This is a genomic window from Nostoc sp. (assembly GCF_036917315.1).
In the GTDB taxonomy this organism is placed as follows: Bacteria; Cyanobacteriota; Cyanobacteriia; order Cyanobacteriales; family Nostocaceae; genus Nostoc.
On the sequence record NZ_JBALDR010000025.1, the window covers coordinates 48,239 to 73,880 of the forward strand.

18 protein-coding genes, 1 pseudogene and 1 CRISPR repeat array are annotated in these 25,642 nt (G+C 41.8%); of the genes and pseudogenes, 6 read left to right on the forward strand and 13 right to left on the reverse strand.

Going from position 1 to position 25,642, the window contains the following annotated elements; genetic code table 11:
* The first annotated feature begins 2,012 nt into the window (after window positions 1-2,012).
* Complete coding sequence (gene hetF / locus V7K84_RS11615; RefSeq protein WP_334838178.1) at window positions 2,013-4,517, forward strand: cell division protein HetF; 2,505 nt, start codon at window positions 2,013-2,015, stop codon at window positions 4,515-4,517.
* A gap of 211 nt (window positions 4,518-4,728) precedes the next feature.
* On the opposite strand, the gene V7K84_RS11620 is transcribed toward hetF, so the two are convergent.
* The 5 genes and pseudogenes from V7K84_RS11620 to V7K84_RS11640 all read right to left on the reverse strand — a co-directional run bounded on the left by V7K84_RS11620 (window position 4,729) and on the right by V7K84_RS11640 (window position 9,826).
* The gene (locus V7K84_RS11620) at window positions 4,729-5,295 is read right to left on the reverse strand and encodes an antibiotic biosynthesis monooxygenase (protein WP_334838179.1); all 567 of its coding nucleotides are present in this window, start codon (window positions 5,293-5,295) and stop codon (window positions 4,729-4,731) included.
* Between the two features lie 148 nt (window positions 5,296-5,443).
* Window positions 5,444-6,361, reverse strand: coding sequence for an SMP-30/gluconolactonase/LRE family protein (locus V7K84_RS11625; RefSeq protein ID WP_334838181.1), 918 nt, complete (start codon window positions 6,359-6,361; stop codon window positions 5,444-5,446).
* Between the two features lie 6 nt (window positions 6,362-6,367).
* Window positions 6,368-6,520, reverse strand: a pseudogene (locus V7K84_RS11630) (short-chain dehydrogenase); the annotation flags it as partial.
* A 213-nt stretch (window positions 6,521-6,733) separates the two neighbouring features.
* Window positions 6,734-8,064: a CRISPR direct-repeat array (repeat unit 37 nt; unit sequence GTTTCAATCCCTAATAGGGATTTTGATGAATTGCAAT).
* A 400-nt stretch (window positions 8,065-8,464) separates the two neighbouring features.
* Window positions 8,465-8,782, reverse strand: a complete 318-nt coding sequence (locus V7K84_RS11635) for a hypothetical protein (protein WP_334838182.1) — start codon at window positions 8,780-8,782, stop codon at window positions 8,465-8,467.
* A gap of 207 nt (window positions 8,783-8,989) precedes the next feature.
* Window positions 8,990-9,826, reverse strand: coding sequence for a prephenate/arogenate dehydrogenase (locus tag V7K84_RS11640; protein ID WP_334838233.1), 837 nt, complete (start codon window positions 9,824-9,826; stop codon window positions 8,990-8,992).
* 70 nt (window positions 9,827-9,896) lie between these two features.
* Between V7K84_RS11640 and V7K84_RS11645 the strand changes: the two genes are divergently transcribed.
* From V7K84_RS11645 to V7K84_RS11655, 3 genes are all read left to right on the forward strand, one after another.
* Window positions 9,897-11,468, forward strand: a complete 1,572-nt coding sequence (locus V7K84_RS11645) for a pentapeptide repeat-containing protein (protein WP_334838235.1) — start codon at window positions 9,897-9,899, stop codon at window positions 11,466-11,468.
* Between the two features lie 70 nt (window positions 11,469-11,538).
* On the forward strand, window positions 11,539-12,132 hold the full coding sequence (locus V7K84_RS11650; protein WP_334838183.1) for a DUF1517 domain-containing protein: 594 nt from the start codon (window positions 11,539-11,541) through the stop codon (window positions 12,130-12,132).
* 69 nt (window positions 12,133-12,201) lie between these two features.
* Entirely contained in the window at window positions 12,202-13,086 is an 885-nt protein-coding gene (locus V7K84_RS11655) for a hypothetical protein (protein ID WP_334838185.1), read from the forward strand.
* A 284-nt stretch (window positions 13,087-13,370) separates the two neighbouring features.
* Here V7K84_RS11655 and V7K84_RS11660 read toward each other — a convergent pair whose 3' ends face one another.
* From V7K84_RS11660 to V7K84_RS11670, 3 genes are all read right to left on the reverse strand, one after another.
* On the reverse strand, window positions 13,371-13,607 hold the full coding sequence (locus V7K84_RS11660) for a hypothetical protein (RefSeq protein WP_334838187.1): 237 nt from the start codon (window positions 13,605-13,607) through the stop codon (window positions 13,371-13,373).
* A gap of 248 nt (window positions 13,608-13,855) precedes the next feature.
* Window positions 13,856-14,224: a hypothetical protein gene (locus V7K84_RS11665; RefSeq protein ID WP_334838189.1), complete on the reverse strand. Its 369-nt coding sequence runs from the start codon at window positions 14,222-14,224 to the stop codon at window positions 13,856-13,858.
* 190 nt (window positions 14,225-14,414) lie between these two features.
* A complete protein-coding gene (locus tag V7K84_RS11670) occupies window positions 14,415-15,188 on the reverse strand; it encodes a hypothetical protein (RefSeq protein ID WP_334838191.1) in 774 nt (257 codons plus the stop codon).
* 539 nt (window positions 15,189-15,727) lie between these two features.
* On the opposite strand from V7K84_RS11670, the gene V7K84_RS11675 reads away from it, so the two are divergent.
* The gene (locus V7K84_RS11675; RefSeq protein WP_334838193.1) at window positions 15,728-16,417 is read left to right on the forward strand and encodes a hypothetical protein; all 690 of its coding nucleotides are present in this window, start codon (window positions 15,728-15,730) and stop codon (window positions 16,415-16,417) included.
* Between the two features lie 10 nt (window positions 16,418-16,427).
* Here the strand turns inward: V7K84_RS11675 and V7K84_RS11680 are convergent, their stop codons facing one another.
* Window positions 16,428-16,835: a hypothetical protein gene (locus tag V7K84_RS11680; RefSeq protein WP_334838237.1), complete on the reverse strand. Its 408-nt coding sequence runs from the start codon at window positions 16,833-16,835 to the stop codon at window positions 16,428-16,430.
* A 67-nt stretch (window positions 16,836-16,902) separates the two neighbouring features.
* Here V7K84_RS11680 and V7K84_RS11685 point away from each other — a divergent pair, with 67 nt between their 5' ends.
* Complete coding sequence (locus V7K84_RS11685; RefSeq protein WP_334838195.1) at window positions 16,903-17,568, forward strand: class I SAM-dependent methyltransferase; 666 nt, start codon at window positions 16,903-16,905, stop codon at window positions 17,566-17,568.
* A 54-nt stretch (window positions 17,569-17,622) separates the two neighbouring features.
* On the opposite strand, the gene V7K84_RS11690 is transcribed toward V7K84_RS11685, so the two are convergent.
* From V7K84_RS11690 to V7K84_RS11705, 4 genes are all read right to left on the reverse strand, one after another.
* Window positions 17,623-19,299: a fasciclin domain-containing protein gene (locus V7K84_RS11690; RefSeq protein WP_334838197.1), complete on the reverse strand. Its 1,677-nt coding sequence runs from the start codon at window positions 19,297-19,299 to the stop codon at window positions 17,623-17,625.
* 740 nt (window positions 19,300-20,039) lie between these two features.
* Window positions 20,040-20,507 (reverse strand): GNAT family N-acetyltransferase, encoded by a 468-nt coding sequence (locus V7K84_RS11695; RefSeq protein WP_334838199.1) that lies wholly within the window; start codon window positions 20,505-20,507, stop codon window positions 20,040-20,042.
* A 51-nt stretch (window positions 20,508-20,558) separates the two neighbouring features.
* Window positions 20,559-24,461 (reverse strand): CHAT domain-containing protein, encoded by a 3,903-nt coding sequence (locus V7K84_RS11700; protein ID WP_334838201.1) that lies wholly within the window; start codon window positions 24,459-24,461, stop codon window positions 20,559-20,561.
* Window positions 24,462-24,658: 197 nt separating this feature from the next.
* Window positions 24,659-25,357, reverse strand: coding sequence for a hypothetical protein (locus V7K84_RS11705; RefSeq protein WP_334838202.1), 699 nt, complete (start codon window positions 25,355-25,357; stop codon window positions 24,659-24,661).
* Window positions 25,358-25,642 lie beyond the last annotated feature (285 nt).

Here is a 25,642-nt window from a genome sequence, read left to right on the forward strand (position 1 = left end):
CAACAGGAGGATACTCAAGGTCTACCAGCAGTAGCAACAGTGATAGTGATGTACTCCGGTTATGTGGCTCACCACTACGCGTCTACGGCAAAAAAAACCCCCAGTGGGTGTTAGCCTACTAGGGGAGTTAGTTATCAGGGTGCATCTACCAATTAAGTGTTCTCAGGTTGAAGACCATACTCCGGATAAATTTGTACAAAGGTCAGTTATTTTTTAAATAAAAAAACCCCCAGTGGGTGTTAGCCTACTAGGGGAGTGAGTTATCAGGGTGCATCTACCAATAATCTTTTCTAGGGGGAGCCAGCATCTTCCGGGAAAAATGAACTAAATTAGAATTAGAGTTGATGGCGATGTCTATGATGGGCTGTAACGCTCGTACCTCTACGGAGAAGTAAGCTACGCGTAGCATCTCTGAGAGGAAAAGACTTGCTCACATTTCTCTATGAGACGCATTTGCGATCGCTATTGGTAACGCAACTAGTAGAAAAAATTCCCAGTGGGTGTTAACCTATCAGGGGAGTGAGTTATCAGGGTCAGTTATTTTTTAAATAAAAAAACCCCCAGTGGGTGTTAGCCTACTAGGGGAGTTAGTTATCAGGGTGCATCTACCAATAATCTTTTCTAGGGGTAGCCAGCATCTTCCGGGAAAAAAGAACTAAATGAGAGGCGATGTCTACGATGGGCTGTAAAGCTAGTACCTCTATGGAGAAGCAAGCTACGCGTAGCAAGCATCTTTGAGAGCAAAAGACTCGCTATAATTTCTTTACTAGACACGTTTGCGATCGCTATTGGTAACGCAACTAGTAGAAAAAATTCCCAGTGGGTGTTAACCTATCAGGGGAGTGAGTTATCAGGGTCAGTTATTTTTTAAATAAAAAAACCCCCAGTGGGTGTTAGCCTACTAGGGGAGTTAGTTATCAGGGTGCATCTACCAATAATCTTTTCTAGGGGTAGCCAGCATCTTCCGGGAAAAAAGAACTAAATGAGAGGCGATGTCTACGATGGGCTGTAAAGCTCGTAGTCTTATGGAGAAGCAAGCTACCTATAGCGTCTCTGAGAGGAAAAGACTCGCTAACATTTCTTAACTAGACGCATTCGCGTTCGTTATCGGTGATGCAACTAGAAAAAACCCCCAGTGGGTGTTAACCAACCAGGGGAGTGAGTTATCAGGGTGCATCTACCAATAATCTTTTCTAAAATAAATGGGTCGCTACCGGATAAATTAGCAGAGGTTGAAGTTGTTACTGTTTGTCGATGGAAGAAAAACCTCAGAGGGGTTAGTTATCAGGACAGACCTACCAATTAAACGATCGGTGCGCTGCTTTACAAAATGGGTGTGTCAGGGTTAATCAATAGCACTCAATGTTCATAAAAAAACCCCAAGTGGGCGTTAGCCAACAAGGGGAGCTAGTTATCAGGGTGCATCTACCACTTAAATGTTCTAGGTTTAACCACCATGCTCCGGATAAATTTATTAGAAAATTGATTGTTGTGGTGTGTCAAAAAAACAAAAGTGGATATTAACTAAATTTATAGGAGTTAAAGATCGAGGGACATCCATCTATTAATCAAGTATTCTAGGATTAAGCACTATTTTCTGGTAGAGAATAGACCTCTTGCATAAATCAAAAATAAGAAAGAACCCCACCCCGCCAAAGCTACGCTTTGTCTCCCCTCCCCGCAGGCGGGGAGGGGCTGGGGGTGGGGTGTTAAGGGACTTTTGCAAGAGGTCTAATATCTGCGTCAGAAGTTGCTGTTGTTTGCCAAAATAAAAAAACCCCCAGTGGGTGTTAGCCTACTAGGGGAGTTGAAGATCAAGGTGCATCTACCAATTAAGTGTTCTAGACCCAGGTAATCCGATCCGGATAAAGTTGTAAAGGCAGGAAAAACCAAAACAGCGCGGAATCAGAAACATTCAGGGGCAGGATGCATCTAAATTATCAGAGAGAGCGAAAAATCGACTTGAAACTTTCGCGTTTCAAACCAGATTCAGGAGGCGGACAGGAGAAGTTGTGACCCAGGAATTCCATATTTCCGTAACCCCAGTAGGGCAAAATGACTACTTGGTGCGGACGGAACAAGTCGCGCCTGGGGTACCATTGGCAGAAGAATTGGTGACTTGGCCTATAGCTGATTGGTTGATGGCTGCTGGGCATTTGATGAATGACCCGTTGAATTCGGTGTTGCAAGGAGATCCATTTACCTCTGGCGGGCATGAAAGCGATATCGCCAGAAACTCTGTGAATTTGGTGGCGTTGGGTCAACAATTTTATAACGCCCTATTTCAAGGCACTCTCAGAGATAGTTGGATTACTGCCCAAGGTATTGCCCAGAACCATCAACAAGTACTACGCTTACGCTTGGGGCTAAAAGACACTAGATTAGCTCGTTTGCCTTGGGAAGTGATGCACGCAGGCGATCGCCCTCTGGCCACTGGGCCTTATGTGGCTTTTTCTCGCTTCCAAAGTGGGATTTCGGGGGCTTCTCCTTTGCGGTCGCAAAATATGCCCACACCGCCAGAACAAGGTGGTGTCAGAGTCTTAATGGTAATTGCTTCTCCCTCAGATCAAGTTCGTCTTGACTTACAGAAACAAGAAGCAATTAAACTGCAAGCGGAACTTCACCGTCAAACGTCACGACCTGGTGAAGGTCGGAATCGTTTTCCCGAAATTGAACTCACTGTACTAGACCAACCAGGACGGGAAGAACTGACGCAAGCCCTAGAACAAGGCAGATACCACGTTCTCCACTACTCTGGTCATAGTAATTTAGGCGCAAATGGCGGAGAAATTTATCTTGTTAGTCGCAGAACCGGCTTAACGGAAATCTTGACTGGGGACGATTTGGCAGGTTTGCTCGTCAACAATAATATCCAAATGGCAGTGTTTAATTCCTGCTTGGGCGCTTACACAGCAGCGTCCAATCCCTCTGGAGATACTGGCGAACGAAACTTAGCGGAAAGTCTGGTGAAGCGCGGAATTAGAAGCGTTTTGGCGATGTCAGAACGGATTCCTGATGAAGTGGCGTTGACGCTCACACAATTGTTTTACCGCAATTTAAATCAGGGATATCCAGTAGATTTGTGTGTAAGTCGGGTGCGCCAAGGATTAATTTCTGCTTATGGTTCTCACCAGATGTACTGGGCATTACCGATTTTATATCTCCAGCCAGAATTTGATGGTTTTTTAAGTCAGGAAACTGAGGTTTCTGCAAGTAGGGAGTCGCTGAATCAGTATAGTTCGCCTTTAGGGGTAACTTCCACGATGTACCCTGGTATACCTGATGATAGCGAGATGCCTTTAGGAATGGAAGACATGATTCCTAGTGGTTTGACGCGGGACTCTTCTGGGTTGGACTGGCTGGGTGAAGATACTTGGGGCGATCTAGTTGATGAAATTGAGTATGATGACCCAAGCTATGAAGAAGATTCTGCGATAGTTTCGGATTTGTTTCGTCAGCTAGATAATCAAAAACCTGGAACTGAAGCGGATCGACAAATTCACGAAAATAGTCTTCACCAAAGCCAGATATCAGAGGAAACGACTTCCTCAGAAGAAGAAGCAGATTTGTGGGGAGAAGTTCCACCACCGCCACCTGCAACTCCTGGAAACCTTGAAGAAAATTGGCAAAAGTCTAATTTTTCGCAATCGCAACCACCCCCGCCAAGAAATCGTACCCGTCGCCGCAAACTGTGGCCGATTGTCGGCGTTGTGGGGATCGGTGCGATCGCTGCTGCGTTCGGTTTAAATTGGTGGTGGCAAAATCGCCCCCAAGCACTGCCTAAAATACCAGAAATTCCTACCCAGTCTCTACCTGATTCTCGACCGATTCAAGAGCAGCCGAATGTCGATTTAGGAATAGAAGCGACTGGAATTGTCACCGCTACTGCTACGGAAAAATTGAGCCAGGGTGACTTGCAAGGTGGGCTATTGGCTGTAGAAGAACTACTGAATCGGGGCGCACTGGCTGCGGCTGAAACTTCCTTAAAACTAATTCCCAGTAAACAAGCTGACGATCCATCTGTGAATTTTTACAAGGGACGATTGGCGTGGCAGTCGATCCAAACTGGAGACAATAACTATAGCGTCGATGATGCCCGGCGTTATTGGGAAACTGCTGCCAAAGCTAAACCCGAATCGCTTTTGTATAATAACGCTTTGGGATTTGCTTACTACACAGAAGGCAATCTGAATCGCGCCAATGATTCTTGGTTCAAGGCTTTGAATTTAGCTCTCAAAGAACAGAACACAAAATCAACATCCAGAAACACAGCAGTTCCTCAAGATGCTTTAACTTCTTATGCTGGTTTAGCTCTTGGATTGTATAAATCTGCACTTAGTCAATCTAATGGTAAGCAGACGCAATATTTGAATGAAGCGATCAAATTGCGGCAAACGGTTCTCAAGTCCGATCGAGAAAATTTCCAGGTAGATAAATTAACTAAAAATTGGCTGTGGACGGAGAAAGCGATTGAAGATTGGCGATCGCTCCTTCAGAAAAAAGGCGAAGAACAGTAATATATTATCCCGGATTTCTCACGCATAGTGTAGGCGGAGGGGGGAAGAGGAGTGTGGGGAGTGTGGGGGTAAGACTTCTTCCCCATCCTCCCACACCTCCCACACCTCCCCACCCCTTGGATTTCTCACAAGTGAGAAATCCAGAATTGTGATGGCGCGATCGCTGCGATGATTGTCTTCGGATCTGAAATAGGGTTAGTTCGGCTTATTCCTAAATTTTTCGTGATTTAGGATATAGCCAAAAGCTAAACAAGCGGCTAACTCTCGGCATGACAACATAGGTTAAGAGCAAAACCATAGTAATCGTTATAATCAACGAAATAATCAAGGGTGGTAAAGCACGAATGAGGGGTACTAAGAACGCATTCAATAAATTAATCAATACATATACAGCTCCCCAAGTTAGCAAGGCTGTTTTATAGCGTGGTGGAGTTTTTAATGGTTGACCGGGAAGAGAAAACCAAGCTTCTAATCCACTAATTTTTTGAACATAAGGATCGGATTCAACTAAATGCTTTCCTTGATTGAGCAAATGTTCGCGATCGCGCGATGTCATCCACACCTCTAAATTTTCATAATTGTCAAATCGGAAGATAATCACATATTCATTTCTTACCCCAAGTTGGGGACAAATCACATTTGTTCCCATGTGACCCACATAAGCTCTGGAAACCCTGGTAATCTCTTTCAACCAAGCTTCATAAGCAGTTTCGCATCCTGGTTTGACAAGTTGTGTAATGACCACGGTTACAAATCGATCGTTCTGTTCTATCTCCATTATTTATGCTAATAAATTTTAGATTTTAAATTTTTTCACGTAGCTTGATTTTCGGAGGGCAAGCATCGATTTACTTGCTGTGAAACATTTATAAATTTGAGATTTTCAATTAAAAATCCCAAATTTAAAATCTAAAATTCGGTCACGCTCAAGCTAAGGGATATCCAGGTTTTCCAACTTCAAGCCGAACAACATTAGCAGGAACGACACCAGTGGGTGGAGGTAAAAACATTCCACCATTAGTCACAACATAAATTGCGGTGCGATCGCTCTGTGTTTGGCCAAAAGCCACGGCTGTGCTACCAATTACACCTGCCTCGGCTTGAGCAATAATAGTAGTACTGCGATCGCTTGCAATTCGCACCACACTGTTGTATATGTGCGTTGCTCCATAAAGATTGCCTTCCATGTCGAAGGCAAAGTCATCAATATTAGTTTGCTCTACAAAAATTTCCGGCTCACCTGGTCGAGTTGCGGTATCAACGGGAATCCGCAACAGCAACATTTTTTCCGTATTTGAAACGTAGAGAAAATCACCAAAACGCTTCAAACCATTTGCAGCCGGAGTGATATTTTCCGAATTGCTACGAGCAAGCATTGGATGTTCTAGCCATATTGAGGCGCGAGGTTGAGCGATATCAATCAGCCAAATTGCACCCCGATAAGAATCTGCTGTTAAATACTGAGTGTCAGAAAGGGGAGTGATGCCATTGAGAAATATTGCATCTGGCAGTTTCAGCAAGGTTTCTACTTTCCCATCATTGGCTACTAAAGAAACCACTGGTATAGAATCAGCATTCCAGCCTGTTGTTACTAAACCCCCGTTGGCAGCGAAAGCAAGACCACTTACTTTACCTTCAACAGTGGCATGAATCTGCTGATTGCCATCTGGACTAATGCGAACAATCTTGCCAACTTCGTGATTAGTTACAAATATTGTGCCATCTGGTGCGATCGCTAGATTTTCCAAAAAGGTATTGACCGGGAATGAGGCAATCACTTTAGCAGGTGCTAATTCAATGGTCGTATCTACGTAAATAGGCGGTAAAACTGCGGAAATTTCCATCTTAACCTACCACTGTAATTGAATGGGGCCACCAAACTTTCGCATCTGTGCAAAAAATAGTCCTTGCGCTCCTCCATCGGGAAGTGTTGCCAAATAAACAGCTATTTGCGCTCCTTCTTCTGCCGTGAACGGAGCATCATCTCCTCCCATATCGGTCTCCTGTGACTACAGCAATCCTTTTTTGAGTCGTCATTTTTATGACCTTCAAACTGCTTTTAAGCTTACTGTACTGAGATGTTGTAAATTAAGCAAATTGATTTTAGGAATATATCTTTTAGGTTTTATGTATTGACAATAAACACCAAGTATGAATTGTGTTAAAGATGAATTGCAATCTTGTGCTAGTGCGGCAATTTGTTTTCTATCCTTCCTGTTTCAATCCCTAATAGGGATTTTGATGAATTGCAATTTCCCCACTCCGCAGCGGAATAGACAAGTTGCGATTTGTGTTTCAATCCCTAATAGGGATTTTGATGAATTGCAATATTCCCTGCTTACTACACCATTCCACGCAAGCGTTTCAATCCCTAATAGGGATTTTGATGAATTGCAATTTAGCGCCGAAGGCTCCCTTGGCATCTCTCCCGGTTTCAATCCCTAATAGGGATTTTGATGAATTGCAATTTGTGGGGTTGCTGATGACTTCTATCCCGTCGTGTTTCAATCCCTAATAGGGATTTTGATGAATTGCAATTCCGAGCAATGCTCCGGGGTGGTTTACCCGTAGAAGTTTCAATCCCTAATAGGGATTTTGATGAATTGCAATCGGTTAAAGGCAGGTTGGTCACAGGGTCAAAGACTGTTTCAATCCCTAATAGGGATTTTGATGAATTGCAATCGGCGCTAGGTGAAAGTGTTGGAAGTAGCCGCTTCCGTTTCAATCCCTAATAGGGATTTTGATGAATTGCAATTCCAAAGCTATTTAAACACTGCATCGAATTTCATGAAGTTTCAATCCCTAATAGGGATTTTGATGAATTGCAATGTGCTGGTAGAAAATCTGAGGGTCGTGCCCCAAAGTTTCAATCCCTAATAGGGATTTTGATGAATTGCAATTTACGCTGAGATATTCGCTCATCAAGTTGCTCAAGTTTCAATCCCTAATAGGGATTTTGATGAATTGCAATCAAGCACTCCAGAAGATATGAAAATTGGTGCTGTCATGTTTCAATCCCTAATAGGGATTTTGATGAATTGCAATCCCAGTCTGCCTCCTGTTCTTCCACTACTTCCTTTTTTTGTTTCAATCCCTAATAGGGATTTTGATGAATTGCAATCCCGTTCAACCTTTCTGCCTTATCGCCCTTAGATGTTTCAATCCCTAATAGGGATTTTGATGAATTGCAATTTAAGGCTACTATCAACCACGACTCGGAACATCTGTTTCAATCCCTAATAGGGATTTTGATGAATTGCAATTTGGTGGCAACTCCACCTTGGAAATGGGTTGATGTTTCAATCCCTAATAGGGATTTTGATGAATTGCAATACAGAAAGGACTAAGGGATTGGCGGGAAAGAAAAGTTTCAATCCCTAATAGGGATTTTGATGAATTGCAATTGGAGGTTGAGTTGATGCCACCGGAAGAGGTTAGTTTCAATCCCTAATAGGGATTTTGATGAATTGCAATATCAGAAAGTGAAGTCAAGGAAAGAATGAAGAGATAGTTTCAATCCCTAATAGGGATTTTGATGAATTGCAATAGCGGGAGCCTGAAAGCCAAGCTATATTTAGTTTTCAAGGTGCGGTTGCGCGATTCTGGAGCAATCATAGCATTAGAGAATTCCTTTGGGAAGAGTGGCGGGAAAAGTTAAAGGCTGACATCCTAGTTTTTGTAAGCATTTCAGAGATTGCGCGGATGACAATTGGGTGATGAGTAGGGTGAAATGCTTGCTGGTATTGAGATAGAAGCACTTTTTTAGGGCTGTGGAATTTGTACACCTACCCATTCGCGCATTTGACACACAGGAACTCTATGAGAGACGCGATCGCTAAAAATAATCTAATGGTGATGGGGGGCGCGATCGCTGCCTTCGGAGCCAGAAATCCCAGTCTTTAATATGCTTATAGCCTCCCACATCACACACAACAACACTTGTAATGTTAGTCTTGAGACTCCTCAGAGATAGATTCTGATTCGGTTTCAAGTTCTTCTGTTTTAACTTTGGGGGCTGGAGGTTTAACGGGTTTTGGGCCGCGCGCTAGTGCAGGATTCACCGATTGTCTGCCTTCATCCCTAGATGACGATCCTTTTTTTCCTTTGTCAGACGAACGTTGGCGCAGCCCGCCTTCGGCATCGCGGCTCGGTTTTGAGCTTTTGGGGTTGGATTCAATAGGGGTTACAGAATCCGTATTTTCGGAATTGCTGTCAGTGCTTCCTTGAGACTGACGTTCCGATTTCTTAATTGGACGTTCTACCATTGTTGATTTTTGTAAATTTATCTGTATGGTACATCGGTTTGGTGACTATCAGACTGTAGAGTAGCATTTTTAAAGATTTTATTGTTGTAATTTCTGAGTAGCTGTGGAGAGTTGTTTTGACAAAAAAGCAGCCAACAAACTTTATTAATTAACTGATTAAATTTAAAAGTGGGTGCGCTCTCCATAGCTAAACGCACCCAACAACTATTAAACAAAATCAGGTCGTGCCTGTTGCCTTGATTTGAACTTTTCCTCTAAAACTGCCCAATTTTCTTGCTCAATTAAGTTAGTCAACTCATCGAGGTTTTGACGATATTGTTGTAGCGATCGCAGCAATGCTTGACGATTATACCGCGCCATCATCACGCCCAACTCTGGATTCCCACCACCCACACGACTAGTATCGCGAAAACCTGAACTAGCTAACTTTTGGGCTAATTGCAAAACATCGGGGTCAGTTTCGCTCAAACAAGCAGCAATCAACGAAGAACTGATCATCACAGGTAAATGAGAAATCCAACTCACAGCGCGATCGTGTTGTTCTGGTTGACAATAATAGATATTAGCTCCGAGCGATCGCACAATTTCTTCTACAACTGTAATTGCATTAGTTGGGGTTGTAGCTATCGGTGTTAAGACATAAGGTTTATTAACAAATAAATCTCGCTGTGCAGCTTCTATCCCACTGTCTGTTCTGCCCGCCATTGGATGACCCCCGACAAAATTTTTCCAAAGGGGAGTAATATCCTTGACTATCTGTGCTTTCGCCGAACCCACATCAGTGACGACTGTAGCCGTAGGCAAATGAGCGATTAACTGTTCAAATTGGGGCACAATAAGGGCTAGAGGTGTACAAATAAATACAACTTCTGCGGCTGCTAATAGGCTCAGATTGACTGATGCTTCATCAACACTGCCCAAGGTAACTGCCTTTTGACAGGTTGCTTCACGGCGACTAACTCCTAAGATATGATGTCCTTGCGATCGCAAATCAAAACCCAAAGATCCGCCAATCAGTCCCAATCCTAAAATTCCAATATTCATTTTTGATTTTGACATTCCGTTTTTTATGACTTTACCAACTATTAAAGTTGGCATCCAAGGGGTAGCATCGATGACTGTAGAGGAATTACTGGAACAATACGCAGCAGGAGTCTTAAACTTTAGTGGTGTTGACCTCCCAGAAGCCAATCTGAGTGGAGTAAAACTCAGTGGTGTAAATCTGAGCGATGCTAATCTGAGTATAGTCAACCTGAGTGGCGCGAATCTGAGTGAAGCTAACTTGAGCAATGCCAAGCTGAATGTAGCCAGACTGAGTGGTGCAAATCTATGCAGCGCCATCCTCAATAACGCCAGTCTCAACGTCGCTAATTTGATTCGAGCGGATCTAAGTCGCGCTCAACTCAGAGGAGCCTCATTAATCCGCGCCGAGTTAGTTCGTGCCGATCTCAGTCGCGCTGATTTGTTGGAGGCCGATCTCACTGGTGCTGATTTGCGAGAGGCGACACTGCGCCAAGCGAATCTCCGTCACGCAAACTTAAGTGAGGCTATCTTGAGAGGTGCTTCCTTAACTGGAGCCAACTTTGAGATGGCTAACTTAAACGCCAGCGATCTCAGTCGTTCTGACTTGAATGGTGCAAATTTGCGAGATGCCGAACTCAGACAAGCCAATCTCAGCCATGCTAACTTGAGCGGGGCTGATTTGAGTGGGGCAAATCTCCGTTGGGCAGATTTGAGCGGCGCAAATCTCCGATGGGCAGATTTGAGCGGTGCAAAATTGAGCGGGGCTGATTTAATTGGCGCAGATTTAAGCAATGCCAATTTAACAAATACAAGTTTAGTCCACGCCAATTTAACTCAGGCAAAATTAATTAGGGCAGAATGGATCGGTGCTGACTTAACAGGAGCAACTTTAACGGGAGCCAAGCTTTATGCCACTTCCAGATTTGGTTTAAAAACCGAAGGCATGGTTTGTGAATGGGTCGATCTTAGCCCAAATGGCGATCGCTCCATTGTCCAAAACTTCCATTCTGAAGAGTCACGAGATTTTTTTAACGAAACACCGCCAACAATTCGGATTATTGTTGATGCAGCCTTAGAACACGAAGCTAATTTTGCGATCGCTGGCGCTTACTACCAAATTGCTCAAGAATATCGGGGGCTGAAACAACCTCCAAGCATCGAAAGTGGCCGTCGCCGGACTATTTTCACCTTTTATGTAGATAGTGACGAAGCATTATTTCTCACTGCTTACATTGTCATTCTTCCCTTTCTAGATGCAGCATCTACCCAAAAGAATATTTCCAGTATAGTGGAAATGATTAACAGTGAAGTTGTTGCAAACCAAAATTTAAAATCGCTAAAATCGCCTCATATAGTGAAACAATTAAATACTCTTTTAGAACGAGCTATGAATCAGGCTAAAACAATTAAACAGATGAAAAAAAATATTGAAGTAGCCGCAAAGTTAAATTTTTGTAAAGCCCCAACCCAAATAGTTTTAACGAATTCCAGCGCCCACACTTTGATTGTTTATGACCATCCCAACTTTGGGAAAAGATTTATTAATCGTTCTGCTCTCAATGCTTCAGCTTATGATATAGCCAGTGATTCAACAAAAAATATATTACCTTCATTAGATATAATCATAGATTTTGTCAAAGGATTTCATTATATTAGTCATTAGCTATGGGGCATTGGGCATTGAACTAATGACAAATGACCAATGACAAAAAACAAAAATTTTGGAGGAAAAAATGCGCGATACCTTTAATAAAATGATTGGTCGAACTCGCTATGTAGTGTTTCGCCTATTTCTGCACTTAGGAGGAGGTGAAGTAGCGCCAATTTTGGGAGTATTAAATAGTGCTGGACGAGATGCGATCGATGTCGATGGTGACTTAGAAGTTTTAGGAGAAGGATTGGTAGAAATTAGCCAAACCCTGCTGCAATATGATGAATATTGGCTTTCTGCTGCCAACGAAGGTGACGTATTTTTTAATGAGGGCGAAGCGGGGGATTACGTGAATGAATTATTTACTGACTCTGCCGAAAGATATCTCAGCGAACCAAATTACAGTTCTGACTCTGGATTGAATGAACCTTTATCTATACCTGTAACCCGCAACGTCATTGTGATGATTACAGTCGCTTACGAAGGAGAAGTACCAGATTTGGAAACCGATCTTTCTAACGTTCAGGCGCTCAAGGAAGGATTGAAAGCATTGATAAATTTGCATTATAAGCATAGATTAAAGGCAATCCAAGTACATTTCTCACCAGCACAGTTAGGCGATGAACTTACTAGCGATCAACTGTTGCAATATTACCCAGAATTAATTCCTTTGTAATCTGTTGGGTAGTCCGTACTTACTACTCAGATGATAAATTGTTAAGCTCAGAGATAGGACAATAATCCAATGATCATGACCATAGTACGTAAATTTACAGCCGTTTTTTTAGCTCTGAGTTTGTGTATCACAACTGTTGCTTGTGGTGGCGAGAACCAAAGTACTCCTCCAGCTAAGAACGTTAGCCAAACTTCTACTAATACAAAGTTGAGTGATGGCGAGTATCAAATACAACAAGCGACTTATGACGATGCAACTGGTGAGTATAACCTGTTTTTACTAAACAATAAGCCTCCAACCTTTTCAACTGAAAATTTGCAAATGGCGCGGTTAACTGACGATCAAATTAAGGAGGGTAAAAAAACCTATCTGAAGGTAGAAAAAGGACAACCGATTTTATATCTGACGGAAGACTTTAAACTTGAGTACGTCCACAACGTTACCGAGAATAAAACCAATCCCCAAACAGGACAACAAGAGACGGTTGTAGTCCGTCGAGAAAATAGCTTCTGGGCGCCATTTGCTGGGTCTGTGGCTGGTAGCTTGGCGGGACAGGCAATTGGTAGTATGTTGTTTAGACCCCAGTATTATGTACCCCCTGTCTATCAATCAGGACAAGGATTAAGTGGCTTTGGTGGATATGGCGGAAGCTATGGCCAAGCAGTTCAAAACTACCAAACTCGCTACAATGCGCCACCCGCAGCGGTGACAAATCGCACTGCCTTCCGCAATACAGGGACAATTAGAAGGTCATATCCTGGAAATTCAAACATACGCAATACACCGCGTAGCACTACAGGTAATAACCGTCCTTCTGGTTCTGGTTTTGGTGGTAGCACATTGCAACCCTCTGGTAGAGCCACTTCACCTAGACGCAATTCTGGTAGTGGTTTTGGTAGTGGGCGTAGTACAGCACCCCGCCGCTCAAGTGGTTTTGGCAGCAGACGCCGTTAATCAATTCCAAGTTGAATAAATAGACTGCCTAACAAGTAAAGGTAGTTGTGCATAAAGAAGCCGGAGGGTAACAAGTCAAACCTCCGGCTTCTCTTTATATATATGTATGCAATTTGCGAGGAGGAGTTATATCATGTCCGCATAATTAGTTATGTTAACCACAGTCATTGCAACCCACCCCTTAATCCCCTCCCCGCAAGTGGGGAGGGGAGACAAAGCGTAGCTTTGGCGGGGGTGGGGTTCTTCGAGTTTAATAAGCAATTAAGCGGACATGATATTATTAATTATTCGGTTAAATAATATGAAATACTAAATACAAATATTGCTAAGAGAACAGGCATCATTTTACTAAAGTCTATTCGCTTTTGTTGAACCATTTCTAAACAAGACATCGGAATCATCAGAGGCCAGAAGATAGTTGTCACCACAAACATCACAAACGATAAAAATTTATCTTCTGGATTGGAAGCAGTCTGACGTAGGGAAAATATTAACCAATTAGTTACAAAATAGCATGTCATTAATAAGTAACCAATAGTTAAAGTCAGTTGTATCTGATTCACCGTGAGTACTCCTGAAGTTATGTAAGCTTTACTATAGCCTTTCCTGTTCTAGGGAGGTACACTATGAACTTCAATAGTGAGTGGATTTTAAATTAGGTAGAAATGAAGAGATACTCACTAAGTTGCTAGGTATAAATAAATTAAAGTTTGTAGTAAGGACTTTAGTCCTGATAATCCTTCCTTGTTTTCTGTTTAATAATGCCTATCTATTTAGGAATGTTAACTATCAATACTGCTATGTAAACAAGCATACAATCAAAAAAAATTATATTAACTATGAACCATATATTGATTTTATACCCTCTTGACTTAAAGTATAATACAATAGCCCTGTCAATTATTCCCACAGTTCCCGATGTATTAATTAAATAATTCGCAATCATTGCCCAGGCGTAAACAAAACCATTTCCTCGTTGCTCGATTGGCGTTGTTAAGTGATTATAATACTGAGAAATAGCAAAAGTTCCAAAACAAATAGTATAACCTATTAGCCACTTGCTGTTCGGCATAATCTGAGCAATAAAAAAAGGAATAATTGTGGCTAGTAGAAAAAACAAGAGAAGAGAATCCAACATTTGCAATTTTTTCCTTTTTTACAACATATAGAAACATTGCATACCGAATTACTGCAATTTATATCAAACTTTCCTTTTTGGTTGTAGAGTATAGTTAACCCTTTTTGAAGAAATTTTTTAAATTTTGGATGATGAATATTCACTATCACAATCCAAAACTTAAAATTCGGTCAGGTTATTAGAGCAATAATTAAGCTGTCTTAAAAAATCGAATGATTTCGCGGACATGATCGAGAAATTGCCCGTCGGTGGAAAGTTGCGCGATCGCATTTCTGGCTTCTCTCCCCAAACGCTCATGTTCTGTTTGATTTGTCGCCCGTAATTCTTCTAAGTTAGCCGCAATTCGAGCTAAATCTCTGCGAGTTTCTTCGGCAAAACGTTGTTGAGTTGCGGATAAGGAATAGGGTTGTTCTGGGTTGAGCTGATCTTCCAATGACTGGATTTTTTGTTCTAATATAGAGAAGCGATCGCGCAGTTCAAAAATATCTTCGCGCGGATACTTCCATTCTTGGCGAATCATCGCTAACCGCGCATATAAATACTCGTAAGCGCGAATCGCGGGACGCAGAATTGTTAATAACAAAGCTGCACCAGAACTGATATATCCAACTGTACTAATACCAGTGACAGCAAGAGTATAAAGACCAATGGCTGAGAATAAGTGTAAAGCAATAGCAACCCAGAGCGATCGCTTTGCCAAAAGTGTGACATACTTCACTTGTTTCTCATCAACTGGAATTCCTTTCTCAGTTGATTGTGCTGCTTCTGCTAAGACTTCTTTGGCTTGAAAATGCACATTCCACGGTACGGTAACAATTACCAACAGCCACCAAAAACTAGCACCACCAATCACCCAGTCAAGAAAGTTACCAGCAGGGATGTGCAACCATTGCAGTAAGCCAAAAGCTGCCAGCACCACAACCACAATCCCTGCAATAGAACTGATGAAAAAGTTAATATACATCTTGCCCTGTCTCCGGTGAAACTATACCTCGATCATGACTTTGCCCTAGCAGTTATACGTAAATGCTTGTGATGGTTTTTCTAGTAGCACATATCCCACTCTACAAAATTCAAAATTTAAAAATCCTTCCTTAATGTTGTTCTTACTCAACTGCGACAAACTTAGCTTTATTTATTGAACTTTTTTAGTGCTAATTACCCATAAAAAGTTTTTCTATCCGCAGACTTGGTAATTTTGAATTCGGAACAATAGCTCATGTAACATTTATCAAAATTTGGAAGAGGCAGCGCAGAATTTTTGCCCTTATAAAAAGATTTCAATTCATCAAGCAAAACGTAGATAAAAGCTTGTATGCAATATTGTAATTAATTGTCAACTAGCTATTGGTAGATTGACGATTATATCTTTTATAAGATAATTTAACGACTAAGTTTTTAAGTATACTCACAGTTATAAATTAAGCAGTAATATAACTGGGTATTACTTAAGACATCAATTTCTATCTGACTCTAGTAATTAACAATTTGTAAAAAATCATTATGTCAACCTTTTTTTTCAATCAAAAAATTCCTAAATTATTCACCAAATTATCAGTTGTAACAGCTAAAACTGCCTTCAGCTTAATACTATTATTCAAAATTGATTCTGCTCAAGCCTTTGCAGCTAAATTCAACATCGACCCCAGTGCAAGTTTTATTTCTTCATATACATTTAGTCCTGATAGCGTGCCTTTTTCTCTAACAAACTTGGGAATTAATTCAGGGGAAACAATTAAACTGGAACGGTTTGGCAGTTTTTCACCTTTTGGCGATCCGACTGATGAATACTTTGGTGCAATGTGGGCTACTTTCAGCACAGACAATAGATTGCTACCAAGTAGCGGAGAGTATAATGGCGCAACAACTGATAGAGTTCCTGGGGCTATTAATGCAATTCTTCCCAATGGTTGTCTTCCATTCCAATGTTTAGACAATAGTATTTTTTACATATCACGTGTAGATTTTAATGGTGCTATTGTGCAAGTTCCCATTAATGCAAAATTTATATTTATTGGTGCTGCCGACAGTTCATTTGCTGATAATGTAGACTCGAATAAAGACTTTGCTGTAGGTATCAATTCTATATCTACTGCTAGTGTTCCTGAACCCAATTTTATGTCAGGTTTACTGGCATTTGGTGTTTACGCTATTGGTTTGCAATTCTTACGCAATCGGAAAAAAGCATTTTGATAATACAGTTTTACTCAACTAAATAGCTACGCCAAATTGATTGAGTATCTTTGCTACCTTTTTCTGGAAGCAGCAATCGCCAAGTTTTACCTTCTTGCTGAATTTGTAGGTAAACGTCAAATGCTTGTTGTGGTTGCGTCAAGCGTCGTTTTGGTAGCTTAACAATCAAATCGTAGGTTCCCTGGACGTGGAAAGCTGGTAAATTTTCAATCGTCAGGGGTTGTTCTTGGGTAATTGATAGCCGCTTGATTTCAAATCCTTGAAAATCTAAATCCAACTGTTGGGTAAGTTTTTGTTGAGTTTGTTCTAGCCCAAGTGCGATCGCTTTTTGCACTAACTCGCTAGTCGGTAGCAGTCCAATACTGCCACAAGCTGTTACTAGCACCAGCAATATTGCTGTCAAAACTAACCGCACCATGTTATTCCTGAGATTCCACTTATCAGCGATAGTATAACTGTAGATTCTCTCAATTTTCTCATCTACCATGCCAAAACAGTCTATAGGTCTTGATAATCAACTCTACAATTATCTTTTATCCGTTTCGCTGCGAGAACCAGAAATTCTGGAAAAGTTGCGCCAAGAAACCGCCAATCATCCCCGGAGTGGAATGCAGATTTCGCCAGAACAAGGGCAGTTTATGAGCCTTCTGGTACAGTTAATTGGAGCGAAGAAAACCCTAGAAGTTGGAGTGTTTACGGGTTATAGCTCACTTTCTGTAGCTTTGGCACTACCGGCTGATGGGAAAATTATTGCTTGTGATGTGAGTGAAGAATTTACTGCGATCGCTCGACGATATTGGCAAGAAGCTGGGGTTGCCGATAAAATCGATCTGCGATTGGCACCAGCTTTGGAAACTTTAGATGAGTTATTGGCAACTGGACAAGCCGAGACTTTTGATTTTGCCTTTATTGATGCTGATAAAGAAAATTATGATGGATATTATGAGCGATCGCTGCAATTAATTCGTCCAGGTGGATTGATTGCGATCGATAATGTTTTATGGTCTGGACAAGTAGCTGACGAGCAAAATCAAGATGAAAGCACCCAAGCAATCCGGGCGCTGAACGAGAAGTTACATCATGACGAGCGAGTTACCCTCTCCCTTGTCCCCATCGCCGATGGACTTACTTTAGCAATAAAGCGACTTTAATACAGCAAGAGCGCACAACTAGCTGTGCGCCCTTATTACATGTTCTACTTCTATTTACCTGAAGTTATAGCCAATTCCTAACTGTAGTCCTACATCAGTATCATCTACAAAAGCAGCATTTACACCACCTGTTAGCGTAAGTCTAGAACCGAGAGGAACGTCTACACCACCTGTTAACAGTAATCCAATATCAGTATCAGCATTAGCTTCAATTGCTATACCAGCACCGATATAAGGAGATATACTATAGGTTCTTTCACCCACTGAACCTGCTCTGCGAGGAGAAAAATCTAAAGTTACAGGAACTAGAAATATTGTATTGTCCCCAAAGATTACCGATGGTCGCACTGATAGATAGTTTGTCAGACCAAGTTTGCTGATCACTGTAAAGTTAGTGTCGCTCAGAGCTGTATCATCGCCGCTCAAACCAATGTTACCACCAACTCCGATATAGCTTCTGCCACCACGAGTACTTCTACCTACGTTAACATCAGGTGTCCCATTTCCTGTTGGTGGCTGATTTAACTGACTGATGTTAACATCAGGCGGAATCAGGACTTGGTTAATTGCATGGATAACACCATTGCTAGCTTTCACGTCTGCCTGGAGAACTCTGGCATTATTCACCGAGACTTGACTGTTAGCGGAATCGATTTGAATATTTACAGGTCTTCCTTCATCGGTTGTCAATTCCCCTGCCGAGAGTTGACTAGCAGTTACCGCACCGGGAATCACATGATACCTCAAAATCTTAACTAACGCTTCTCTGTTTTCTGGTTGCTCTAACTGTTGTAAGGTAGCAGCAGGTAAAGCAGCAAATGCGTCATTGGTGGGAGCAAAGACTGTATAAGGGCCTGGCTGTTGAAGAATATCTGCTAGACCAGCTGTCTTTAATAAAGAAGTCAGAGTTGTAAAAGAACTACTGGATGACGCTAGAGCAACAATATCAGTACCGCCAGGAGTTCCAGCTACAACGTACTGACTAGCTGGAAGATTGCTAGCAATGGGTTGCGCCCGTCCTTGTTTAACTAAAGCTTGATATAAAAGTGCTGCTGCTTCAGCACGAGTCAAAGACTGTTGCGGATTGAGTTGTTTTACATCCGGGTAGTTGACAACAAGATTACTTACTGTCGCTGCTGCCACACTGCCAACAGCATACTCTGGGATAGCTGAGGCATCGTTATAGTAAGTAGTGAGAGTACTTGTATCGCCACCAGTTAAAGCTAAACCACTACTTAAAGCAACGATCCCCTGCACTCTAGGAATTTCTTGATTTGGTCTAAACACATTCCCAGGATAGCCTGCCAAAAATCCAGTTTCGTAGGCGTTTTGAATTGCAGCAGCCGCCCAGTAGTTAGCAGGAACATCACTAAATCCACCTGCACTTAATTGCCGGACTCGGTTTTGGGTACTGAAAGCTTTTTGAATCAAGGCAGCAAATTCAGCACGAGTCACAGGCTGATTTGGTCTATAAGTACCATCAGGAAAGCCACTAATCACGTTATTCTCAGCTAGGGCTTGAATGAAGGGACGCGCCCAATAATCTGAGGAAACATCAGACAGGTTAACTGTTGAAGTCGGCGATGGTGTCGCAGGTGATGGTGTCGCAGATGGAACAGGAGTTTGAGATGAAGCTGGGGCAGAAATTACGATGGGGGTTATTGTAGCAGCTGTCATTCCCAGAACTAGCAAAGTAACCTTTGTTGATGACCAACGAAACAAACTAGACATGGAAATATCCTCTTTTCAATTTCTTGGGTTGACTATTGGAAAATACTGGATGTAAGGTTAAGTGAATATAGATATCCAGAGGATTACTTGGTTCGCCTTGATATGGAAACCAAAAATGAAACCCGTTAACTCTGGAAAATTCAAATGTGGGACATTATGAGTAGCTGCTCTGATATCTCATAACATTTATCCAAATGTTTACCACATGTAGTATCGGATTCCTATTTGTTTTTTAAAGAACCCCAGATCGCACTAAAGAGAAGCAGACATACTATGGTCATCTCTTCTGTTGCAACAATAAAGATAATTAATGCAGGTAGGCGATTTTATCAGTTCTAAAATTGCAGTCAAGCAGTAAAATAATTGGCCTTTAATAGCCATCTCTTTATAATTGCCGAGGAGAGTTTATACCGTCAAACTTAATGTATCATGATCTTTAGCAAGATTTAATAAATAAAATGCGTCTTGGCGATATGATGTATTGTTAATCTTTAATCGAAATTATACAACTAACTCAGGGCTGGATTTTGAGGAAAAACTTTCACTCTTTAGATAGTTGTCCTTAAGCGTAAATTTTCAAATACTAGACTGAAAATTAGCGATCGCAATCAAAAATTTCGAGCCGGATTGCGCCAAGATTTTTGGCTAGGAATTATTTTTTTACAAAAGGCTATTTTCTAAAACGGAACCCAAAGATAAACTAGGATTTTTGGAAGCTGGCTAATCTGTATCAATTTTGCTCACAACTCCTCTGGAGGTTGGGCAACAAATCCGGTTTTTAGCCCACGCTTGAATCCTGCTTTTTCATAGAAGTGCAACGTCTCCTCGTTTTTTGAGCCACTTAGAAGCATCACTTTATAGCACTGTTGCTGCCATGCTAAAGCTAAGGCATAATGTAGCACTTTTGTACCAAATCCCTGTTGTTGAAAATCGAGATGGGTAACAACATTTTCAATAATGCCGTATGGACGTGCGCCACGCGTCAAGTTGGGAACAATAGTTAAATTACATGTTGCTACTAGCTGGTTATCAACATCAGCTACGATGTAATACAAACGGGGATCGTGTAAAATCCCATCCCAGATAGATTGTAAAACATCATCAGCCGGTAGAGGTGCATCGACAGGATTTAGGTGGTTATATAAAACCAAAAGTTGGGGAAGTTCGTCGCGTGTAATTAGGCGAACGGTAATTATCGGTTTAGACAAAGCTGTATTAGAGTAATTATCCCAGGAAGTATGTTTGACAATTTCAAAGGATTAATTAGGTTTACCCATAATCGTAAAAGCCGCCCAGTAGTAAGGATGGTTATAAAGAATTTTATCTGATGACATTTTACTATTTCTATATAGTTGTGTCGCTAAATAAGTTTGAATTCTTACTTCCTCTGGATGCAGATTATTTAAGATGTCTTCATACCATTTTGTCAGTTCTCCAGCAGTTAGTTCTTTCAGCCATCGTGTTGCTTCGGCTAAGGCAGTAACGGCTGATTTATTCGGCTGTAATCGTCGGTAAAACTCGATCGTCACCAAGGCACTAGCCGAAGATTCTACACTCCAGAGAGTACTCACTACATGAGGTATGCCCTGAGTTACAAAACCACTGACTAAACTCACATATTCGCTGCTGATAGTGTAGTTGTTAGTACTTAAATTTTCACACGCAGAGAGGGTAATAAGGTTGTAACTATCTAGATTTTGTTGGCAGATTTCATCTAGAGTAAGCCTTTCTTCACCTGCTAATACTAATTCTGATTTTTTAGGTTCAGCTAAATTATTACTAACATGACCCGTAAAATGCAAGATGTTATAATTATCAGCTAAGGCATTTTCGATAGTATTTTTTGTAGCGTCTGCCCCCTGAATTCGCTGGATATTATTGAACATCTGACTAACAATTTCAGACTCAAGTTTGGCAAATTTAAGTGTGGGATAACCTGTACTTTCTGGATGTTCAACACTAAGCAAGAACTTATTTTGCCACTGCCAAATATCCTCAGTTCTGATTGATAAACCTATTTGGGCACTAGGTAGATAGGTGACGCTGAAATTTGATTCTACGTTGGGTAACTCTTCTGGTGATGGGGAAGAAAGATGGAAAAGTGTATGAATGGGCAATCTGTACAAGTCACGGTGAGGAATTAAGACTAGTTGGGTGATGCCTTCGAGTTCCTGTGCAATTGTGGAAATATTCAGGATTTCATACAATTGCAACAGTTTCTCTTCCATCTCAACTCGCCAAGAATGATGACTTTTACTTTCTTTGTCTTGGGCTGTGCTGCGATATTCTTGGTATTGTTGATGCCAATCTTCTAGCCAAATTTCAAATTCAATTAGGCGCTGTACTGCTTCGGGTAGAGGCAATTCATTGAGACGAATAGCATCTTCTCCTAAAGGTATTACCCCAGTATCTTGCATGGGTGTAAACAGGAGAATTGGTGATGGCGCTTGGTCTTTGAGAATGAAAGTATGTAGGGCAACTGGACTAATATGCCAGTAAATAATTGCTGTTGTGGGATTGAATAGTTGTTGAATTGCGCCATAATAAGGCGAGTAAATATTATGATTCCAACCAGAAAGCAGCCAGTTTAAACAAGCATTTTTGCCTTGTTCGGCAATTTCCCAAGCTTCTACTAAATCACCCGACTCTACAGCTAAGTCAACTGCCAATTGATCGAAGCCGACAAATTTTAGAGCTAGCTGTTTTTTACTTTCATCTGAGCGAGTTTCTTCACTCAGTAATTGTCGCAATAAATCTGTCCCACGTTGCAGCAATTCTTGAACTTGTGTGGTTTGTCCCAAACCCATCAACACTTTGCTGAGAGATTGTAAAACCTCTAAATGCAACTGGGGAAAATATTCTAATGTCAGAGTTAACAGCGCCTGATGGTACTCAGATGCAGCTTTGCGCCAATAATCGCGAGTATTGGTATGTTTTTTACCTTGTTCGTAGTAAGTATTAGCGATCGCAAAATGCAATCTACCCCAACCTTCTGGATGGGTATCTGTCCGTAGATGCCTTAACCCTTCTTCGTAGCTGGCTAATTTTCCTTCGTAGCCGCCCTGTTGTAAGGCAGGATTTGTCGCGATCATACTACTCGACAAATTCAGTAATTCGTCAGAATCTACTAAATGACCGATCGCAGTTCCCCGACCAATCCAAGCTTCCCAATAATCTTGTTTGATTTGCAAAGCGTTGTCATAACAGACGATCGCTTCGGCAAATTGTTCTAAATGAAACAGTGCTATTGCCTGATTATACCAAGCTAGGTGGAAGTCGGGTTTAATGGCGATCGCTTGCTGATAGGAGGCGATCGCTTCTTCTCTCCGTCCTAAGTTGTCTAATGCTATACCACGGTTGTACCAAGCTAAGTAGAAATCAGCTTGAACTGAAAGTGCTTTATCCCAGGAGGCGATCGCTTCTGACCACCTGCCTAAATTAAACAGCACTACGCCCCGGTCTATCCAAACTTCGTGGTACTCTGGGTTAATTTCTATAGCTCTGTCGTAAGATATAATCGCCTCGGCAAATTGTTCGCTGACAGCTAAAGCTATACCTCGGTGATACCAGTTTTCCTGGTCTTCTGGTTCGAGTTGCAGCGCTTGGTCATAACTAGCAATAGCTTCTGGTAACCAACCTAATTTCAGCAGTGCCAAACCCTTGCTAGACCACGCTTCTTGATAGTCTGGCTTGATTTCTATAGCTTTGTCAAAAGAAGCGATCGCTTCTTCAAAGTATCCTAATTCTCCGAGAGTTCCACCCCGGTTGTACCAAGCTTTGTAGAAGTCTGGTTTCAGTTCTATGGCTGTTTCATAAGACGCGATCGCTTCATCAAAACGTTCTAAATGGAACAGCGTTAAGCCTCGATTAAACCAATATTCTGAGAATTCGGGTTGCATTTCAATAGCTTGGTCATAAGATGCGATCGCGCCTAGCAAATCGCCTGTTTTCGCTTGCTGAAGACCTTGGTAAAACCACCCTTGAGCGTGGGTAATCGGATTATCACTATGTCGCTCAATAATACCAGGGGAATTACTGCTTTGAACTGCCAAATCCGAAGCAAGTTGCTGGACTAAATTGGTACTTTGATCCAACCTCACCCACAACTCATCTAAAGTATTTGCCACATTCGGCTCTAAATTCGTCAAAGTGTTATCCCAGGTTTCCACCGAGGAAGACGTTGCTAATTCAGTCCTTTGTCTAGTGGAAAGGAGATTTGCTGGTGTTGTAATTTGAACAACTTCTTCTTCGTCGAACCGAAGTTGGGTTAACAAGCTGATTGAATCTTGCTCTGCCGGGAGAGGGATATTTTCTGGTATTGTGGTTTGGGCGTCTTCCCTTTCATATTCCCATACCACTTCCTCTAAGTTTTCGGGCGATGTCTCCTCAAAAGAGTCATTTTGGGGTGCTGACGTTATTGGTTCAACATCTGGCACATCATATTCCCATAATTGTTCGCCAAAGCTAAGGATTAGCTCTTGTCCGGGAGAAATTGGGAGAATTTCTTCATCGGTTGTAGTTTCGATTACATCTGGCTCATCATACTCCCATAACTGCTCGCCCAAATCGCGGATCAGTTCTTGTCCAGGAGTAGTTTCGATTACATCTGGCTCATCATGCTCCCATAACTGTTCGCCCAAATCGCGGATCAGTTCTTGCCCAGGAGTGATTTCTACATCATCTTGTGCCTGATTGTGTTCTTGCCCAGGAGTGATTTCTACATCATCTTGTGCCTGATTGTCCTGATAATTTTCTATTTCTGTAGGTAAGTTTTGCATTAGCCGAATGCCAATGTCATAAGCAACTTCTCCAATTCTGCCAACACCAAGTTCCCCCAATTGCACCATCTGTGTTGCTAAAAGAGGATTTGGTGTAGGTGAAGCTAGTAAGCTTTCACCAAACATCACCAACCAGTCTATCCAACGTTCAGCCGGAACGCGATTTTCGATCCGTTGCAGATACCTCAATGCCCACTGTCGTCCTCGTGCTTGATGCACGCCTTCTAACAATTGGATAAACAATTGTTCCAGATCCGCATTGGTTAGTTCTGGTAGTACCCCCACCAGATTGCGTCCTCTCGCACCCTTGAGAGAACTGTTCTGTTTACTTGCAATGAGGCGCTTTAAAAACCTTTTAAGCGACTGCGATATCCGCCTGAGCATCTGCCACACTCTTGGATTTTGTTTTTCTAGATTGTAGCCATCGTTGTGTTAAAAAAATCATCAATTACGTAAAAATCCATTAGATTCGGACAGCGCTTCCGTAGCAGGTTAGCAAAAAATATACAAATCTTCAAGAGCATAGCATTACAACGTTACAATTCCCAGATTTCACTCTTGAATTTGATTCTGGCAAGCAGTTAATTTTCAGTTTGCTCTGTAGTCGGTTGACCAGCAGGATATAACTGACTAATTAATGCCTGGACAAGCACTTGTGGATCGTCCGTTTCAACGGCAAGCTGTTGAGCAATCTGCTGACGTAAATTTTCATCCTCCTGTAACATTACAAACAACTGTTCTAAAGTGACAGTTTGGTATTCTCCCTCTGGGGGGTTCTCAGATGCATCTGCTGACTCTAATACTGGGGCAACTACCTCAGAGGGCAAAGGAGTGCTAAAAGCATCTGGCCCTTCATATTCCCAAACTGGTTCGCCTTCATTGCGTGTCAACAACTGCATCCCGATATTATAGGCAACATCTCCAATTTCTCCGACGCCCAACTCACCCAATTGCACTAACCGCGCAGCCATTTCATTATTGGGTGTCGGAGATGCGAGCAATCTGTCGCCAAAGCGCCCTAACCACTCAACCCACTCTTGAGTTGTAATGCGATGTTCGATATTATGCAGCCACTTCTGTGCCCATGCTTCCCCTCGTGCTTGATGTACTCCTTGCAACAGTTCGTTGAAGAGAAATTCCAGATCCGTATCGCTCAAGGGTGGTGCTGGTTCTTTTTCCACATTTCCCCTAGATTTTGAGGTAGTCTGTTTTCCACCAAACAAGCTCTGAAAAAGCTTTTTGAGCCATTGAAATAGCCGCTTGAGCATCTGCTGCACCATCGAGTTTTACTTTATCTATAAAATTGTAGCGATCGCACTGGACTATGGCGTTAGTTCAGTCAATAAAACGTATAGTCATTTGTCATTTGTCACTTGTCATTTGTCAAGAGTTTTTTCCCTGCTCTCTACTTATTAATTAGAACAAATGTACTAAATGGTATGCTATAATTCCCATACATTGATGTTGAAATCATAGTAGAGGATAAGCTCTAGTTACTTGCTTTGCTGAGTGCCAAAATTTACGGCATTAGTTGAGTCTTGGGCTATGGCAACATCGATAAATAA